The organism is Pseudomonas sp. OST1909 (assembly GCF_015277575.1).
Taxonomy (GTDB): Bacteria; Pseudomonadota; Gammaproteobacteria; order Pseudomonadales; family Pseudomonadaceae; genus Aquipseudomonas; species Aquipseudomonas synxantha_A.
In genome coordinates this window covers 6242374-6259219 of the sequence record NZ_CP063780.1, presented here as the reverse complement: position 1 = coordinate 6259219, position 16846 = coordinate 6242374, and the positions used below count along the sequence as shown (strand labels likewise).

Genomic DNA, 16846 nt, shown 5'->3' with positions numbered 1-16846 from the left:
TTTTGCAGTGCGCTTTAGCGCAGGTTCAGGCTGAACCCCACCCGCGTCAGCCATTCCGCTTCCTGGGCGAAGTCCGCCTGGGTCAGCTGGTTTTCATCCAGCCAGCCCTTGGGGAAGATCACTTCCAGGCTGTCATCAGCAGCGCGCAGTTTTACCTGGGGCATTTCCTGGGTGCCACGAATGTGGTGGAACAGGATTGCAAAGCGCAACAGCGCGCACAGGCGAATCAGCTTGATGCCGTCTTTGCCGAATTCGGCAAATTTGTCCTTGGGAATATTGCGGCGATGGCCGCGCACCAGCAGCGCGAGCATCTGTTGGTCTTCGCGGGAGAACCCAGCCAGGTCCGAGTGCTCGATCAGGTAGGCGCCGTGCTTGTGGTAATGGTAGTGGGCGATGTCCAGGCCCACTTCATGCACCTTGGCAGCCCAGCCCAGCAGCTCGCGCCAGACGCCGTCTTCCAGGTCCCAATCGGCGGCCACCTGGTCGAAAGCGTGCAAGGCTTTACGCTCCACACGGGCGGCTTGTTCCAGGTCGACGTGGTAGCGCTCCATCAGCGAGCTGAGGGTGCGCTCGCGCACGTCTTCGTGGTGATGACGGCCCAGTAGGTCATAGAGCACGCCTTCGCGCAGGGCGCCGTCACAGTGGTCCATGCGTTGCAGTTCTAGGGCGTCGAAGATGGCTTCGAGAATCGCCAGGCCCGCAGGGAAAATGGCGCGGCGATCAGGTTTGATGCCGTCGAAGTCGATTTTCTCCGCATCCCCCAGCTTGAACAGCTTGCGCTTGAGCCACGCCAGACCTTCGGCATTCACCTCGCCAGTGCCATGGCCGCCAGCCTTCAAGGCCAGACCGATGGCGCGGATGGTGCCGGACGAGCCGATGGCTTCATCCCACGTCAGGCGGTGCAGGGCATGTTCAATGCTCATGATCTCCAGCCGCGCCGCCGTGTAAGCCTGGGCATAGCGCGCCGGCGTGATCTTGCCGTCCTTGAAGTAACGTTGAGTGAAGCTCACGCATCCCATCTGCAGGCTTTCACGCAGCAGTGGCTCGAAACGCTGGCCGATGATGAACTCGGTACTGCCGCCACCAATGTCCGCCACCAGGCGTTTGCCGGGCGTGTCGGCCAGTGTGTGGGAAACGCCGAGGTAGATCAGGCGCGCCTCTTCACGGCCAGAGATAACTTCCACCGGGTGCCCGAGGATTTCCTCGGCACGATGGATAAACTCATTGCGGTTTCGGGCTTCGCGCAACGCGTTGGTGCCGACGATGCGCACGGCGCCAGGCGGCATGCCATTGATCAATTGCGCAAATCGCTTGAGGCAGTCGAGCCCGCGCTGCATGGATTCTTCATTGAGCTTGCGCTCGTCGTCGATCCCGGCGGCCAGTTGCACTTTTTCGCCGAGCCGCTCAAGGATGCGGATCTCACCGTTCTGGGCCTTGGCCACGACCATGTGAAAGCTGTTGGAGCCCAGGTCGATGGCGGCGATCAAGGACAGATTCTTGGCTTGGGATTGCGGCATGGTTTGGGGATCTCGGTCGATAACCTTGCCATCGTGCCACGATCGACCGCTGACGCCAACGCGTAGTGCTTCGGGAAGCTCTCTGAGGTTGTCTGTAAGCAATCCCTGACGCAAAGGTAGGTTGCCGTTCCGGGCTTCTGTTGGTGTATACGTGAGGGCTGTAGGAGTTTTTAACTTAGAGCTGTTTTATCGCCGATTATGATTTCGCCTACAAACTAAGCTTCGATATTCTATTTGTTTTTTTGTTTAAGACTACTGCTGGGAGAGGCTTGGCCCACAGTTTGTTTTTATCGATCCCACGATAATTGGAGTGTCGTCTTATTCTTCAGTGAAGTGCCAAAGCGACAGACTGTCACTCGGCAATTTTGCCGTGGTGTTATTTATTTATGACCTTGTATCTTCAAGGCCGAAATAAACATGCCTGATAAATTTCAGTGACAGGTTGAATATGAAAAAAATTGTTGGTTTGACTCTTGGTATTGCTTATCTCGCTGCAGCTCTCAACGCCCATGCATCCACCAGTGCCGAATTGATCGTCAGGGGTACCATCAAGCCCGCCGCGTGCAGCCTCAGTATGACCGGTGGCGGTATTATCAACTATGGCGACATTCCCTCTGGGCAGCTGTCTCCTACAGCGTTCACTCCGCTGGCGGAAAAGACCACGCCCCTGACCGTCAGTTGCGGAACCACGGCCGCTCGTTTCGGGCTGAAGTTTGTTGACCTGCAGTCCGGCAGTAAGGTGCCGGGCATTCTCAATGTGCTTGGAGGAGGCTACACCGAGGCACACAACTATGGCTTGGGCGCTGTATCCGGTCGTAAGACCGGTGGATTTGCGATCACTCTCAAAAACCTTCGGTCGCCGACCACAACCCTGTATCCCATCATGCGTGTCGGGTCAGGTGCCTGGCAGAGCGGTGACGGTAAAGTCGCCCAATCGCCTAGTCAGCATTCGTGGCGCAGCAGTACGGCCAACACTCCGGCCTCCATTACTCAACTGACCGGCACTATCGCGGTGAGGCCGGTTATTAACAAAAGCACGGAATTGGACTTGGGCCGTGAGATTACCCTTGATGGGCGCGCAACCCTTGAATTGAGCTACATCGAACTCTAAGAAATAAAATACAGCTGGTTAGAAAGTGTCCGTTTCTTATCGGCTGTTTTTTCTGGCTACAACAAGTAGTCAGTTTCAAGTTTGGGGGAAACTGAGTGAATGGCCTTTCAGTAAAAAATTGTGCTTTTGTATTTTGTGCAAGTGTGGGGTTGTGTTTTATCCCCATTGCGGCGGCGGATGGAATGTTGCCGGAAACAACAGTGGTCTTGCTCTACGAAGAACAAGGGGAGGCCACGATGAATATCAAAAATACTGATGCGGCGCCCGCGCTGCTTCATTCCGTCGTGCACAACATGCCCGAGGATGTGGAGCCGCTATTGATTGTGACACCTCCCATTACGCGAGTAGAGGCGGGTGAAACCCAGTTGGTCCGTTTCATCAGCACCTTGAAGGAACCATTGAAGATCCAGCGGTTGAAACGCGTGACTTTCGAGGGTATCCCCCAGGCGCGTGCGGCTGGCGCTGCGACCATTGGTATCACCCTTCGGCAGAGTTTGCCGCTGATCCTGCACCCACGCGGCCTGCCTGAGCATCATTCTCCATGGGAACTGCTGGAGTGGAGGCGTGTGGGAGAGCGTCTCATGGTTCACAACGACAGTGCATACGTAGTGCGCCTGGCGCCGCAGGTGCAGATACTTCCGCAAGGAACCCCAGCTACTTTGCCGCGTGCATACGTTTTGCCAGGTGAAACGTTGGCATTGACGGTTGAAGGGCTATTGGAGGGTATGACTGCAGTTGAGATGCAGCCAGCCACGGTCTACGGCTTTTCGGCGGGCAGCTATCGGGCCTCGATCAATACCGATAGGGGTTGATCGACCCATGACAAACCTGTCGCGTAAACCATTAATGACCTCGTTTTGGTCCCGTCGACCCTCGCTGCTCATGGGCGTTGCGACATTGTGGAGCTTGCCTGGCGCTGTTCCTGCGTTGGAGTTGGGCGAAGGCTTCGACCTTGCGGCATTGACCACGCACGGCATTGACCCGAAAGTCTCTGATTACTTCCGCACAGCCGCGCGTTTTCGCGAAGGTGTTCATGTGGTGGGGTTGCGGGTCAACGGAAACCCGCTCGGGCTTGTGGATGCGAGGTTCGACTCGCAAGGACAATTGTGTTTTACCCCTGGGCTGCTGGAAAAAGCCGGGTTGGTGAAACCCGCTGGCATCGTTGGCGAAGCAGCCACCAAGGATCAGGCCTGCCACGACTTCCTCGGGGTTTTCCCGACGACGATGGTGCGGCTGCGGCCCGGCAGCGATGAGGTAGCGCTGGTGGTGCCGACCGCGGCCCTGCGTGAGCCGCAATGGGAGGCCGGGGAGTTCGCCCGGGGTGGCGCGGCGGCGCTGTTCAACTATGACGTGCAGGGTTTTGACAGCCATTCGAGCAGTGGGCCCAGCCGGTTCGTTTCGGCCAATACCGAGGCGGGTTTCAACCTGGGTGATTGGATTGTTCGCAGTCGCCAATTCTATGTCTCTGACAATGGGACGGCCCGTACCGAGCACCTGTATGCCTATGCCCAGCGGGATATCGCCGCGTTGCAATCGACTTTTCAAGTGGGTCAGCTCTCCAGCAATAACCCGCTGTTCAGCGGCATCCAGCTGTCTGGAGTGCAGTTTTCCCCCGATGGCCAATCGCGTGCACCGGCGGGCAGCAACAATGCGGTGGTAGAGGGGTTGGCCCAGAGCCAGTCGCGGATTGAAGTGCGCCAGTCAGGCGTGTTGATCCACAGCACGCTGGTGCCCGAAGGACCCTTCCGGCTGACGGGCTTGTCGTTGCTCAACGGCACCAGCGACCTGGAGGTCAGCGTCATCGATGTGCGGGGCGCCAGGCGCAGTTTCGTGGTGCCGGCGGCCTCCTTCGCAGGGGCTGCGCCAGCGGTACCAGGCTATTATTTCTCCCTTGGCAAGGTGCGTGAGAACGAGCATGAGCAAGCCCCGTCGCCGGTAGTCGCCATGGCCAGCGGCACGTGGGGCCTGGGCCGTGACTCCTCGGCCGGCTTTGGCTTGTTGAACACCGATGAATACTGGTCGGCAGGCGGTACCCTGAGCAGCGTGTTTTTCCAGCGGGTTTCTGTAGGTGCACGCCATAACGTGTCTCGGGATAGTCGTAATGCCGTATCCGGGTCACGCAGCAGCGTGTCCGTCAGCAGTCCTGTGTACGCCGATATAGATCTTAACCTCAGCGCAACCACGCAGACCCGAGGGTATCGCGAGGTACTTGAAGCGGGCCGGCCGACCAAGGCCGACGTGCTGGACTCGCGCTTCAAGAATCAGTACACGGCGGGCGTTAGCTGGGTCGACACCACGCTGGGCGCATTTTCCCTGGGCTATACACGCAGTTCTCAAGTCGACGGGCAAACGGCTGAGCACGTGTTTGCGTCATGGAATAAATCGTTCAATCGTGTCGATGTCGCGTTGGTCGCCGACTCGCAGGTGGGCGGTACTCATTCGCGCCGCGACGCCAACGGTGTCGGCAGCCGGCGCGAAACGGCCCGGGACAATGAGTTGTCCGTGCGCCTGCAGGTCAGCGTGCCCCTGGGCGGTGATCGTCGCGTGAACAGCTATATCCGTCGTCGCGGGGATCAGTCTCGTGCCGGTACGGCGTTGAGTGAGCGGGTCAATGAGTATGTGAATTACGAGGTGGGTATCGAACGCGACCTCAGTGCCCGCGAGCAATCGGTACGTGGCCAGGTGGATCTGATGCCTCGTTATACCCGGATCGGCCTGGGGATTAGTCGCGATCCGCTGAGCACCAACTACACGGGGCAGTTGCAAGGCGGCGTGGTGGCGCACGGAGGCGGAGTAACCTTTTCGCCGTATGCCGTGCAGGACACGTTTGGTATTGCCTCGGTAGGGGATATCGGCGCTGCAAGAATCGACACCCCGCAAGGCCCGGTGTGGACCGATTTCAGCGGGCAGGCCGTTATACCTGGCTTGCCCGCGTACACCAACAGTCGCATCGAAGTGCAGACCCAGTCGCTGCCAAAGCGTGTTGACCTGAAAAACGGTACCCATGTGCTCGCCGCCGGCCGGGGGTCTTTCAATACCGTGGCATTCGATGTGGTCAAAGTGCGCCGTGTGCTGCTCACCGTCCACGATCAGCAAGGGCGGCCGTTGCCTCAGGGCGCCTCGGTGTTCGGCAAGGACAATCGTTTCCTGACCAGTGTGGTGGGTGAGGGCATGATTTTCCTGAACGACCTCAACGACTCGCAAACCCTGCGTGTTTCATTGCCGGACTCTTCCTCCTGCCTGCTAAGCCTTACCGCCGAGACTCAACCCGACAATGACAAGTTCTATGAGACAACATCGGCGGTGTGCCATGATCGCTAAGCTGAAAAGCATGGGGTTCGTACTGCTCTGTGGGGTATTGCTGGCTGAGGGCGTGCGCGCTGAAAACTGCCGACTGTCTATAAGCCAGCCGCGTATCGACTATGGCGTTATTCGCCAGGAGGCATTGGACGAAAGCCCCTCAGTCGTGCTGGGTACGCGCACGGTGCACCTGAGCGTACTTTGCGCAGAGCCTTCGGCAATGGCATTACGATTTACCGGAGCAGCGGATGGCCAGGGCTTTCGTTTTGGGCGTGAGGGGCGTTTTCGCCTGACGCTCAAGCATGCCCAAGTGGACGGGCGTGCCGTTGGGTGGGCGCTGTCACACGTGCCCGGTGAGAGTGCCAGCGGGCAGTTGTTACCGGGCCAGGTCCTGGTGGCGCAAACGGCTGGAAAGCAATTGACTGCCCAGGTCGACATCGACACCGACCTTTCCCCAGCCGCCCTGCAGGTACGCAATCAGACGGTACTGGACGGACAGGGCAGCTTCGAGCTGGTCAGCCCGGCTGTTCAACCGAGCCGATGAAGTTGGCGAGCTCGGGGGTTTGCGGACTGGCGAACAGCACCTTCGGGTCGCCGACTTCATGCACCTTGCCCTGGTGCATGAACACCAGCTTGTCGCCAACTTCCCGGGCAAAGCGCATTTCGTGGGTGACCATGATCAGCGTCATGCCGTCCTTGGCCAGTTGACGCACCACGCTGAGCACCTCATTGACCAACTCCGGGTCCAGGGCCGAGGTGATCTCATCGCACAACAGCACCTTGGGTGACATGGCCAGCGCGCGGGCAATGGCGACTCGTTGCTGCTGACCACCGGACAGCCGATCGGGGAAGGCGTCGAACTTCTCGCCCAGCCCAACGCGTTCGAGCATTTGCCTGGCCAACTGTGCCGCTTTGGCCTTGGGCACTTTTTGCACCACTTGCGGTGCCAGCATCACGTTTTCGCCGACGCTCAGGTGCGGGAACAGGTTGAACTGCTGGAACACCATGCCGACTTTCTGCCTCAGGCTGCGCAGGTCGGCGCGGGCGGCATCAAGGTATTCGCCATCGACTTCGATCACACCGTCATTGATCGACTCCAGGCCATTGAGGGTACGCAACAAGGTGGACTTGCCCGAGCCGCTACGGCCGATGATCGCCACAACCTGGCCTTCTTCCACCGTCAGGTCGATGCCCTTGAGGACGTGATGATCGCCGTAATACTTATGCAGGGCGGAAATTCTAAGCAGAGGCATGCAGTCTCCTTTCCAGGTAGCGCGCACTGAGGGATAAGGGGTAGCAGAGCAGGAAATAACCGAGGGCCACCAAGCCGTAGACCATAAACGGCTCGAAGGTGGCGTTGGCGAGCATGCCGCCGGTCTTGGTCAGTTCGGTGAAACCGATGATCGAGGTCACGGCGGTGCCTTTGACCACCTGCACCGAGAAACCCACCGTTGGCGCGACGGCAATGCGCAGCGCTTGGGGCAGGATCACAAAACGCAGTTGCTCAAAAGGGTTCAGGGCCAGACTGGCCGAGGCTTCCCATTGGCCATGGGCGATGGAGTCTACGCAACCGCGCCAGATTTCGGCCAGGTAAGCGCTGGTGAACAGGGTCAATGCGATTGCAGCGGCCAGCCAGGGCGATATGTCCACGCCAAGCAGGGCAACGCCGAAAAACACCAGGAACAACTGCATCAGCAAGGGCGTGCCCTGGAACAGTTCGATATAGGTGCGGGCAATATTGCGTGGGAAAGCTTTGCGGCTGATGCGCATCGTCATCACCAGCAGGCCGATCAGGCCACCGCCCACAAATGCTACCAGTGACAGCAGCAGGGTCCACTGCAGGCCAGTAAGCAAGTTGCGCACGATGTCCCAGAAGGTGAACTCACTCATCGACTGTTCCTCATCACAAACCGCCGGCCGATCCAGTTGAGCAGTTGGCGAATCATCAGCGCCATGCACAGGTACACCAGGGTGGTCAGGGCATAGGTTTCAAAGGCACGGAAATTACGCGACTGGATAAAGTTGGCGGCAAAGCTCAATTCTTCGGTGGCGATCTGCGAACACACCGCCGAACCGAGCATCACGATGATGATCTGGCTGCTCAGGGCCGGCCACACCTTGCCCAGCGCCGGTAGCAGTACCACGTGACGGAACGCTTCGAAGCGCGTCATCGCCAGCGCGGCGGCGGCTTCCAACTGACCGCGCGGGATGGCCTGGATCCCGGCGCGGATGATCTCGGTGGAGTACGCCCCCAGGTTGATCACCATTGCCAGCACAGCGGCTTGCCACTCAGTGATTTTCAACCCCAGGGACGGCAGGCCGAAGAAAATAAAGAACAACTGCACCAGAAACGGCGTGTTGCGGATCAATTCGACATACACACCAAAGATCCATGCAAACGGCTGAATCTTCCAGGCCCGCACCACGGCACCGACGGTGCCCAGTGCAACCCCAAGGAGGGCGCCGATGGCCGTCAGTTCAAGGGTAAACAACGCACCGCGCAGCAGCAGGTCGGTATTGGCCAGCACCGGCACAAAGTCGAATTGATAGGCCATCGTTCAACTCCGCTTCAGAGGTCAGCAGGCAGCGGTTCTTTGAGCCACTGCAGTGCGTTTTTTTCCAGGCTGCCGTCTGCCTTGGCCGCAACCAGGATCTGGTTGACCTTCTCCAGCAGCGCCGGCTCGTTCTTGTTTACGCCTACGTACACCGGCGAATCCTTGAGCTTGACCTTCAGCGCGGGGACGCGTTTGGGGTTGCGTTCGCTGATTGCGACCATGACCACGTTGCCGCTGGCGATCAGGTCGACCTGGCCGGCAAGGTAAGCGGCGATGGTTGAGTTGTTGTCCTCAAAGCGCTTGATCGTGGCTTCCTTGGGCGCCACGGCGGTCAGCTCGATATCCTCGATGGCGCCGCGGGTCACGCTGATAGTCTTGCCCTTGAGGTCGTCGGTGGTGCTGATTGCCGCCTCGGGTGGGCCGAACACCGCGAGGTAGAACGGCGCGTAAGCCTTGGAGAAATCAATGACCTTTTCGCGCTCGGGGTTTTTGCCCAGGCTGGAGATCACCAGGTCCACCTTGCCGGTGGTAAGGAACGGAATGCGGTTGGTGCTGTTGACCGGGGTCAGTTCCAGCTTGACCTTGAGCTGGTCGGCCAGCAGCTTGGCGGTGTCGATGTCCAGGCCACGTGGCTGCATGTTGGGGCCGACCGAACCAAACGGCGGGAAGTCCTGGGGCACGGCGACCTTGAGGGTGCCACGGGCGACGATATCGTCCAGACCATCAGCCTGGGCGGGTGCCTGGCTCAGCATCAGGCTGGCAAACAGGGCAGTTAGCAGGGCGCTGTAGCGCTTGGTCATGGCAACTCTCCGAAAAAGGCGAAGGAATTTTCTGAGTTTGCTCAGTGCACAGCCCATGCCAGCCCTCTCGTAATGGTCTGTAAGGCACGGATTCGTTGAAGTGCCATGGTCTTACTGGTCTGAACAGTTGCGGGATTTTTCGCACTCTTTTCGAGCACCGTAAAAAACGCACGAGCCCCTTTGGGGCGTGGCTTGCCGCCAGACTTCAATAGCTTTACAACTAGCGCTTCAGCTGACGGGAACCTTGAGTTTTTTATGAATTCCATCGCCCAAGCCGTACCGGAAGCGGCCTTGCAAGCCATCCGCAAACTGATCAAGGAACAAGGCTTTGGGCCGGGCGATGCATTGCCATCTCAGCGCGATTTGGCGATACGCTTGGGTGTGAGCCGGGCGTCGTTGCGCGAGGCCTTATCTTCCTTGAGCGCATTGGGTGTGGTCAGTGTGCAGGCGGGCAAGGGCGTGTTCGTGCTGGCGCCGGACCCGCCATCCGAGCTCGCCTGGCCGTTTGCGGCGCAGGCCACACCGCTGGACATCTTCCAGCTGCGTTACGCGCTTGAAGGGTTCGCTGCGGGTTTGGCGGCAGTCACATTGACCACGGACGAACTCGACAGCCTGGAAGACAATGTCGAGGCGATGCGCAAGGTCCTCAAAGTGGGTGACTTCGAAGCCGCCGCCCGGCTGGACTTCGAATTTCACCAGCGCATCCTGCTGGCCAGCGGCAACCAGGCCATGGTGAGTATTCTCAGTGCCAGCGCCGAGGTGTTTCTGGAGAGCCAGAAACTACCGTTCATCCGGCCGGACCGAGCCATGGAGACCTGGCAGGAACATCGCAAAATCCTGCGCGCCTTGGCCCGGCGCAGCAGTGCGGCAGCGCAGAAAACCATGCAGGAGCACGTTCGCAATGCGGCGTTGCGAACAGGCATCGTGTTTGTGACTGCCGTGACGCCATGAGTGGCTATATCCCCACTCATGCAACGCCATAGCAAGACTCAATCAGAGGCGGCTTCCTGAACGAAGGAAGGGCGGCTATGATGGGCAACGTTTTTTTTGCTTACAACCTGGAGACTTCCATGAGCAGCGATCTTATCAAACACGTTAGCGACGCTAGCTTCGAAGCTGACGTACTCAAGGCCGACGGTGCTGTACTGGTCGACTACTGGGCTGAGTGGTGCGGCCCATGCAAGATGATCGCTCCGGTTCTGGACGAAATCGCCGAGACCTACAAAGGCAAACTGACCATTGCCAAACTGAACATCGACGAAAACCAGGAAACCCCGGCCAAGCACGGCGTGCGTGGTATTCCGACCCTGATGCTGTTCAAGAACGGCAACGTCGAGGCCACCAAGGTTGGCGCGCTGTCCAAGTCGCAACTGGCTGCATTCCTCGACGCGAACATCTAAGCGTCGTCAAAAAAGCCCCGAAAATCTCGGGGCTTTTTCGTAATACAGGGCTAGACGCTCCGAAATTCAGGTGGTACATTCGGCCCCGCACTGGTTTCTCCACTGCCCCCTGCAAGCCGTCGCCGACGCATTCCTTTTCGATTAGTACGCGATCCTGTCGCCTTCTCTGCGGCGCGGCCTCATTAAGCCAAAAGCTTAATTTCCCCCCTCCATAAATGATTACGTCATTCCTATATGAATCTGACTGAACTCAAGCAAAAGCCGATTACCGACCTGCTCCAACTGGCCGAAGAAATGGGCATAGAAAATATGGCCCGTTCGCGCAAGCAGGACGTGATTTTCTCCCTGCTCAAGAAGCACGCGAAAAGCGGCGAGGAAATCTCCGGTGATGGCGTGCTGGAGATTCTCCAGGACGGCTTCGGCTTCCTCCGCTCCGCAGACGCTTCCTATCTCGCCGGCCCAGACGATATCTATGTCTCGCCGAGCCAGATCCGTCGCTTCAACTTGCGCACCGGTGACACCATCGTTGGCAAGATCCGTCCTCCGAAGGAGGGCGAGCGGTATTTCGCCCTGCTCAAGGTCGACACGATCAACTTCGATCGCCCCGAGAACGCGAAAAACAAGATTCTCTTCGAGAACCTGACCCCGCTGTTCCCGACCGTGCGCATGAAGATGGAAGCCGGTAACGGTTCAACCGAAGACTTGACCGGTCGTGTGATCGACCTGTGCGCCCCGATCGGAAAAGGCCAGCGTGGCCTGATCGTCGCGCCGCCGAAAGCCGGTAAAACGATCATGCTGCAGAACATTGCAGCGAACATCGCGCGTAACAATCCTGAAGTTCACCTGATCGTACTGTTGATCGATGAGCGTCCGGAAGAAGTGACCGAGATGCAGCGCACCGTGCGCGGCGAAGTGGTTGCCTCGACGTTCGATGAGCCGCCAACCCGCCACGTGCAGGTTGCCGAAATGGTGATCGAAAAGGCCAAGCGCCTGGTCGAACACAAGAAGGACGTGGTGATCCTGCTCGACTCCATCACCCGTCTGGCCCGTGCCTACAACACTGTGATCCCGAGCTCCGGCAAGGTATTGACCGGTGGTGTCGATGCCCACGCCCTGGAGAAACCGAAACGTTTCTTCGGCGCCGCGCGCAACATCGAAGAAGGCGGCTCGCTGACCATTATCGCCACCGCGCTGGTTGAAACCGGCTCGAAGATGGACGAAGTGATCTACGAAGAGTTCAAGGGTACCGGCAACATGGAGCTGCCCCTGGACCGTCGCATTGCTGAAAAGCGTGTGTTCCCGGCGATCAACATCAACCGCTCCGGCACTCGCCGCGAAGAGTTGCTGACCGCTGACGACGAGCTGCAGCGTATGTGGATCCTGCGCAAGCTGCTGCACCCGATGGACGAAGTGGCTGCCATCGAGTTCCTGATCGACAAGCTGAAAACCACCAAGACCAACGACGAGTTTTTCCTGTCGATGAAACGCAAGTAATACAGCGTTTCAGGTCCAAAAAAATGGCGCCCTTAATGGGGCGCCATTTTTTTTGCGTCGAGATTCTGCGATTTTTGTGGCATAAGTATCCGTTAAGTAACAAAAATTGACGCGTGACTTCGCTCATCCCTTTCGTCGCAGACTGACCACATTCTTATGACCACCCTTGCTTACCGCAGAGACATAGATGGCCTGCGTGCCATCGCTGTCCTTGCAGTCGTGTTGTTCCACTTTGGTGTCCCTGGCATTACTGGCGGTTTTGTTGGCGTTGACGTCTTCTTCGTCATCTCGGGCTTCCTGATTACGTCAATCATCTGGCGTGAGCGTCAAGCTGGACGCTTCAGTTTCATCGACTTCTGGGCTCGCCGTGCCCGGCGCATCTTGCCTGCGCTGTTTGTGATGATCGCCGCGACACTGGCAGTGGGTTGGTTTCTGTTGGCGCCCAAGGACTATGAGGAGTTGGGGCGTTCGGCGCACTATCAGGTGACGTTTACCTCCAACCTGCTGTTCTCGCGTCAGCATGGCTATTTCGATGTCTCTTCAGACATCAAACCCTTGTTGCATACCTGGTCGCTGGCGGTAGAAGAGCAGTTCTACATTTTCTTCCCGCTGCTGCTGACATTACTCTCGAGCCGCTTGAAGCACTGGCGCCTGGCGCTGTTTGCGGTGTTGCTCGGGTCTTTTGGCATGAGCGTCTGGGCGGTTCAGCATGAACCGCAGAAAGCCTTCTTCCTCTTGCATCTGCGAGCCTGGGAGTTGCTGGCCGGTGCCATGCTGGCGGTGCTGCCCATGCGTGAATGGCGGGCCTCACCGGCCTTGGCGCAAGGTGTCAGTCTGGCCTCAATGGCGCTGATCCTGATTGCCGTATTGGGTTACGACGCGAAAACGCCCTTTCCGGGGGCCACCGCGCTGTTGCCCGTGTTGGGTGTGGTCGGTCTGATCTGGGCCAACGGGCAGCAACACACCTGGGTCGGGCGCCTGTTGAGCACCCGGCTGATGGTAGGGATTGGGCTGATTTCCTATTCCTGGTACCTCTGGCACTGGCCGGTGTTCGTGTATGCCAACTATGCCGCGGTGGATGGCTTGAGCCCCCTGGAGCTTGCCGGGCTGATGCTGCTTTCGTTGGTGCTGGGCTATCTGTCCTGGCGTTTTGTGGAAACGCCGTTCCGGGAAAAGCGCTTGCTGGCTCCGCGCAAGGCGATCCTGGCGGCAGCGGTCGTCGGCATCTTGGGCCTGGGTTTCACTGGCCTTGCGATACGCGAAGCTGACGGCGTGCCTTCGCGCTTGTCCGAGCAGGCGTTGCGCTTTGCCCAAGCCAAGAAGTGGAGCCCGGACCTGCTGGCGTGCATGGCCGACAAAGATACGCCCGATGAGCGCCTGTTCTGCCATTTCGGCCCGAAAGGCCAATCGGTTTCAGCGCTGGTATGGGGTGATAGTCACGCTACGGCGCTGATACCCGCGCTCAAAGAGGGTGCTGATCGCCACGATATCAGCCTGGTTGAGGCCAGTTTTGCAGGCTGTATACCGCTCGATGGCTTGGAGAATATTGCCCGGTGCGCACATTTCAACCATCGCGTCGAAAAGGCCATGGCCGAGCAGGCATTCAGCGATGTGGTGTTGGCCGCCCGCTGGAGCCTGTATGTGTACGGGCAAATGTCGGGTGACAAGGAACATGCGCTCAAGGACCCCGGCACTGGCCAGTACGTGCGTGCCGTCGCCGAGCAACGCTTCGCCCAAGGCTTGCGCGAACGCATCCAGGGTTTGCGTGCTGCCGGCCATAAGGTCTGGCTGGTCAAGGAAGTGCCGCTGCAGGAAATCATCGTGCCTTACCGTCTCAGCCGATTGGCGATGATGAACCGGCCCGTGAGTGGTGAAGGGCTGGCCGTGGCCGAGCATGTGAAGCGCCAGGCGTTCATCACGCAATTGTTTGACGAACTGGCGGCTGCCGACAGTGGTGTCGCGGTGCTGGACCCTGCGCCCCTGCTGTGCGGCGTCGATGGTTTGTGCCGGGTCGAACTCAATGGTCGCGCGCTGTATACCGACGATAACCATCTGTCAGACGTGGGGGCGCGACACATTGAAGCCTTCCTTGAGCCATTGTTCAGTTCGTTGCAATCACGCGGCGTGACGGCCAATTAAGCTGCCAGCCGCCCTCAGAGCAGGTAGGATGTACGCCTATTTTACGGGTGGCATGTTTAATGAAATTCAAGGATCTTCGGGATTTCGTGCAGCAACTTGAGCAGCGCGGAGAGTTGAAACGTATCCAGATGCCGATTTCTCCGGTACTGGAAATGACTGAGATTTGCGACCGCACCTTGCGCAACAAGGGCCCGGCGCTGCTGTTCGAAAACCCGACCGGCTTTGATATTCCGGTGCTGGGCAACCTGTTCGGTACGCCCGAGCGCGTAGCCTTCGGCATGGGTGCCGAGTCGGTCAGCGAGCTGCGTGAGATCGGCAAGTTGCTGGCGTTTCTCAAGGAGCCCGAGCCGCCCAAGGGCTTGAAGGACGCCTGGTCGAAGCTGCCGATCTTCCGCAAGATCATTGCCATGGCCCCCAAGGTGGTCAAGGACGCGGTGTGCCAGGAAGTGGTCATCGAAGGCGATGATGTCGACCTGGCCATGCTGCCGGTGCAGACCTGCTGGCCGGGCGATGTCGGCCCGCTGATCACGTGGGGCCTGACGGTCACCAAAGGCCCGAACAAGGATCGCCAGAACCTCGGCATCTACCGTCAGCAAGTCATTGGCCGCAACAAGGTGATCATGCGCTGGCTGAGCCACCGTGGCGGGGCACTCGACTTCAGAGAGTGGTGTGAAAAACACCCGGGCAAGCCGTTCCCGGTGTCCGTGGCCCTGGGGGCCGACCCGGCGACCATTCTCGGCGCCGTGACACCTGTGCCCGATAGCTTGTCCGAATACGCCTTCGCCGGCCTGTTGCGCGGTAATCGCACCGAATTGGTCAAGTGCCGCGGTAACGACTTGCAGGTGCCGGCTACCGCCGAAATTATCCTTGAGGGCGTGATTCACCCGGGTGAGATGGCCGATGAAGGCCCTTACGGCGACCACACCGGCTATTACAACGAAGTCGACAGCTTCCCGGTGTTCACCGTCGAGCGCATCACCCATCGGGTCAAACCGATCTACCACAGTACCTACACGGGTCGTCCACCCGATGAGCCGGCCATTCTCGGTGTGGCGCTCAACGAAGTGTTCGTACCGATCCTGCAGAAGCAATTTCCGGAAATCACCGACTTCTACCTGCCGCCCGAGGGCTGTTCGTACCGCATGGCCATCGTGACCATGAAGAAGTCGTATCCGGGCCATGCCAAGCGCGTCATGTTGGGTGTGTGGTCGTTTTTGCGACAGTTCATGTACACCAAGTTCGTTATCGTGACCGACGACGACATCAATGCGCGGGACTGGAACGACGTGATCTGGGCCATTACCACGCGCATGGACCCCAAGCGCGATACGGTGATGATCGATAACACGCCGATCGACTACCTCGACTTTGCCTCGCCGGTATCGGGCCTGGGTTCGAAAATGGGCTTGGATGCCACCCACAAATGGCCGGGTGAAACCACTCGCGAGTGGGGCCGGGTGATCGTCAAGGATGAAGCCGTCACCGCGCGTGTCGATGCGATCTGGAAAGAATTGGGAATAGATTGATGCGTGTAACCCTGCAACCTTCCGGCGCTGTACTGGAGCTGGTCCCTGGCGAACGAATCCTCGAAGGTGCACGCCGCCTGGGGTACGAATGCCCCCAGGCCTGCCGCAATGGCGTGTGCCATGTGTGTGCGGCGTTGCTGGTGGAGGGCCGGGTAAGCCAGGCCGGTGAAGTGCGCGACCATGGCGAGTTCTATACCTGTATCGCCGAGCCGCTGGAAGACTGCATTGTGTTGTGGGATGGCGTACTCGCGCCAGGAGAGTTGCCGTTGCGCAAATTGTCATGCCAATTGATCGAGTGCGTCGAAGTCGGCGGCGATGTGTGGCGTGTGCGCCTGCGCGCCCCGGCCGGTAAAGCGGTGCGTTACCACGCCGGGCAATACTTGATGCTCGAACGGGAGAACGGCGAGAAGTCGGCGTTTTCCCTGGCTTCTGCACCCCATGCCGGGCGTGAGTTGGAGCTGCATGTGCTGGTGCGCGAGGACAGTGCGCGCAACCTTATCGAACAATTGCAGCGCAACCAGATGGCCCGTGTGGAACTGCCGTTCGGTGACACCCACCTGGCCGAGTTGCCGGACGGGCCACTAGTGCTGATGGCCGCCGGTACCGGTATGGCGCAGATGCACAGTCTGATCGAGCACTGTCGCGCTTCGGGCTTCAAGCACCCGGTGCACCTGTACTGGGGCGTACGGCGCCCGGAAGATTTCTACCAGATCGAGCACTGGGATCAGTGGCTGCAACTGCCCAATCTGTTCCTGCACAAAGTGGTCAGCGACCTCTGTGGCTGGGAAGGGCGCTGCGGTTTGCTGCACGAGGTGGTGTGCGAGGACATTGCCGATCTCAACACGGTACATGTCTACGCCAGCGGCTCACCGGCGATGATTTATGGCACCCTGGATGCATTGGTCGACGCCGGTATGGATGCTCACCGGATGCGCGCTGACGTGTTTGCCTACGCCCCACGGCCCTGAAGTGTTGCGCTGAATAATGTGGGAGCAGGCAAGCCA

The 16846-nt window shown here is 59.0% G+C and carries 15 protein-coding genes; 10 read left to right on the top strand and 5 right to left on the bottom strand.

Annotation, left to right across the window (positions count from 1 at the left end; genetic code table 11):
* Positions 1-14: 14 nt before the first annotated feature.
* Positions 15-1517, bottom strand: coding sequence for an exopolyphosphatase (gene ppx, locus IH404_RS27485; RefSeq protein ID WP_005792416.1), 1503 nt, complete (start codon positions 1515-1517; stop codon positions 15-17).
* 448 nt (positions 1518-1965) lie between these two features.
* On the opposite strand from ppx, the gene IH404_RS27480 reads away from it, so the two are divergent.
* The 4 genes from IH404_RS27480 to IH404_RS27465 all read left to right on the top strand — a co-directional run bounded on the left by IH404_RS27480 (position 1966) and on the right by IH404_RS27465 (position 6472).
* On the top strand, positions 1966-2628 hold the full coding sequence (locus IH404_RS27480) for a DUF1120 domain-containing protein (protein ID WP_194439546.1): 663 nt from the start codon (positions 1966-1968) through the stop codon (positions 2626-2628).
* 95 nt (positions 2629-2723) lie between these two features.
* A complete protein-coding gene (locus IH404_RS27475; RefSeq protein WP_087945269.1) occupies positions 2724-3440 on the top strand; it encodes a fimbria/pilus chaperone family protein in 717 nt (238 codons plus the stop codon).
* Positions 3441-3510: 70 nt separating this feature from the next.
* Positions 3511-5949: a fimbria/pilus outer membrane usher protein gene (locus tag IH404_RS27470; RefSeq protein ID WP_050989054.1), complete on the top strand. Its 2439-nt coding sequence runs from the start codon at positions 3511-3513 to the stop codon at positions 5947-5949.
* Entirely contained in the window at positions 5939-6472 is a 534-nt protein-coding gene (locus tag IH404_RS27465) for a hypothetical protein (RefSeq protein WP_005792412.1), read from the top strand. The genes IH404_RS27470 and IH404_RS27465 overlap by 11 nt, the downstream gene beginning before the upstream one ends.
* Here the strand turns inward: IH404_RS27465 and IH404_RS27460 are convergent.
* Genes IH404_RS27460 through IH404_RS27445 form a run of 4 tightly spaced genes read right to left on the bottom strand, consistent with a single transcriptional unit; the run spans position 6444 to position 9283 of the window.
* On the bottom strand, positions 6444-7181 hold the full coding sequence (locus IH404_RS27460) for an amino acid ABC transporter ATP-binding protein (protein ID WP_005792411.1): 738 nt from the start codon (positions 7179-7181) through the stop codon (positions 6444-6446). The genes IH404_RS27465 and IH404_RS27460 overlap by 29 nt on opposite strands.
* Positions 7168-7818, bottom strand: a complete 651-nt coding sequence (locus IH404_RS27455; RefSeq protein ID WP_005792410.1) for an amino acid ABC transporter permease — start codon at positions 7816-7818, stop codon at positions 7168-7170. Before IH404_RS27455 ends, IH404_RS27460 begins: the two co-directional genes overlap by 14 nt.
* Positions 7815-8483 (bottom strand): amino acid ABC transporter permease, encoded by a 669-nt coding sequence (locus IH404_RS27450; protein WP_005792409.1) that lies wholly within the window; start codon positions 8481-8483, stop codon positions 7815-7817. The genes IH404_RS27455 and IH404_RS27450 overlap by 4 nt, the downstream gene beginning before the upstream one ends.
* A 14-nt stretch (positions 8484-8497) precedes the next feature.
* Entirely contained in the window at positions 8498-9283 is a 786-nt protein-coding gene (locus IH404_RS27445; RefSeq protein ID WP_194439544.1) for a transporter substrate-binding domain-containing protein, read from the bottom strand.
* Between the two features lie 255 nt (positions 9284-9538).
* Here IH404_RS27445 and IH404_RS27440 point away from each other — a divergent pair, with 255 nt between their 5' ends.
* The 6 genes from IH404_RS27440 (at position 9539) to IH404_RS27415 (ending at position 16810) form a co-directional block, all read left to right on the top strand.
* Positions 9539-10234: an FCD domain-containing protein gene (locus IH404_RS27440; RefSeq protein WP_194439542.1), complete on the top strand. Its 696-nt coding sequence runs from the start codon at positions 9539-9541 to the stop codon at positions 10232-10234.
* Positions 10235-10353: 119 nt separating this feature from the next.
* Complete coding sequence (gene trxA / locus IH404_RS27435; protein WP_005792406.1) at positions 10354-10683, top strand: thioredoxin TrxA; 330 nt, start codon at positions 10354-10356, stop codon at positions 10681-10683.
* Positions 10684-10917: 234 nt separating this feature from the next.
* A complete protein-coding gene (gene rho, locus IH404_RS27430; protein ID WP_003176825.1) occupies positions 10918-12177 on the top strand; it encodes a transcription termination factor Rho in 1260 nt (419 codons plus the stop codon).
* Positions 12178-12333: 156 nt separating this feature from the next.
* Positions 12334-14316, top strand: coding sequence for an acyltransferase family protein (locus IH404_RS27425; RefSeq protein WP_005792405.1), 1983 nt, complete (start codon positions 12334-12336; stop codon positions 14314-14316).
* A 59-nt stretch (positions 14317-14375) separates the two neighbouring features.
* A complete protein-coding gene (gene ubiD, locus IH404_RS27420; protein ID WP_003195329.1) occupies positions 14376-15842 on the top strand; it encodes a 4-hydroxy-3-polyprenylbenzoate decarboxylase in 1467 nt (488 codons plus the stop codon).
* Complete coding sequence (locus IH404_RS27415; RefSeq protein WP_005792404.1) at positions 15842-16810, top strand: CDP-6-deoxy-delta-3,4-glucoseen reductase; 969 nt, start codon at positions 15842-15844, stop codon at positions 16808-16810. The genes ubiD and IH404_RS27415 overlap by 1 nt, the downstream gene beginning before the upstream one ends.
* The last annotated feature ends 36 nt before the right edge of the window (positions 16811-16846 follow it).

What these genes read in the sequence shown, in the direction of transcription:
- ppx (WP_005792416.1), bottom strand. Translation starts at nt 1,517, where the DNA reads ATGCCGCAATCCCAAGCCAAGAATCTGTCCTTGATCGCCGCCATCGAC.
- IH404_RS27480 (WP_194439546.1), top strand. Translation starts at nt 1,966, where the DNA reads ATGAAAAAAATTGTTGGTTTGACTCTTGGTATTGCTTATCTCGCTGCA.
- IH404_RS27470 (WP_050989054.1), top strand. Translation starts at nt 3,511, where the DNA reads ATGGGCGTTGCGACATTGTGGAGCTTGCCTGGCGCTGTTCCTGCGTTG.
- IH404_RS27465 (WP_005792412.1), top strand. Translation starts at nt 5,939, where the DNA reads ATGATCGCTAAGCTGAAAAGCATGGGGTTCGTACTGCTCTGTGGGGTA.
- IH404_RS27460 (WP_005792411.1), bottom strand. Translation starts at nt 7,181, where the DNA reads ATGCCTCTGCTTAGAATTTCCGCCCTGCATAAGTATTACGGCGATCAT.
- IH404_RS27455 (WP_005792410.1), bottom strand. Translation starts at nt 7,818, where the DNA reads ATGAGTGAGTTCACCTTCTGGGACATCGTGCGCAACTTGCTTACTGGC.
- IH404_RS27450 (WP_005792409.1), bottom strand. Translation starts at nt 8,483, where the DNA reads ATGGCCTATCAATTCGACTTTGTGCCGGTGCTGGCCAATACCGACCTG.
- IH404_RS27445 (WP_194439544.1), bottom strand. Translation starts at nt 9,283, where the DNA reads ATGACCAAGCGCTACAGCGCCCTGCTAACTGCCCTGTTTGCCAGCCTG.
- IH404_RS27440 (WP_194439542.1), top strand. Translation starts at nt 9,539, where the DNA reads ATGAATTCCATCGCCCAAGCCGTACCGGAAGCGGCCTTGCAAGCCATC.
- trxA (WP_005792406.1), top strand. Translation starts at nt 10,354, where the DNA reads ATGAGCAGCGATCTTATCAAACACGTTAGCGACGCTAGCTTCGAAGCT.
- rho (WP_003176825.1), top strand. Translation starts at nt 10,918, where the DNA reads ATGAATCTGACTGAACTCAAGCAAAAGCCGATTACCGACCTGCTCCAA.
- IH404_RS27425 (WP_005792405.1), top strand. Translation starts at nt 12,334, where the DNA reads ATGACCACCCTTGCTTACCGCAGAGACATAGATGGCCTGCGTGCCATC.
- ubiD (WP_003195329.1), top strand. Translation starts at nt 14,376, where the DNA reads ATGAAATTCAAGGATCTTCGGGATTTCGTGCAGCAACTTGAGCAGCGC.
- IH404_RS27415 (WP_005792404.1), top strand. Translation starts at nt 15,842, where the DNA reads ATGCGTGTAACCCTGCAACCTTCCGGCGCTGTACTGGAGCTGGTCCCT.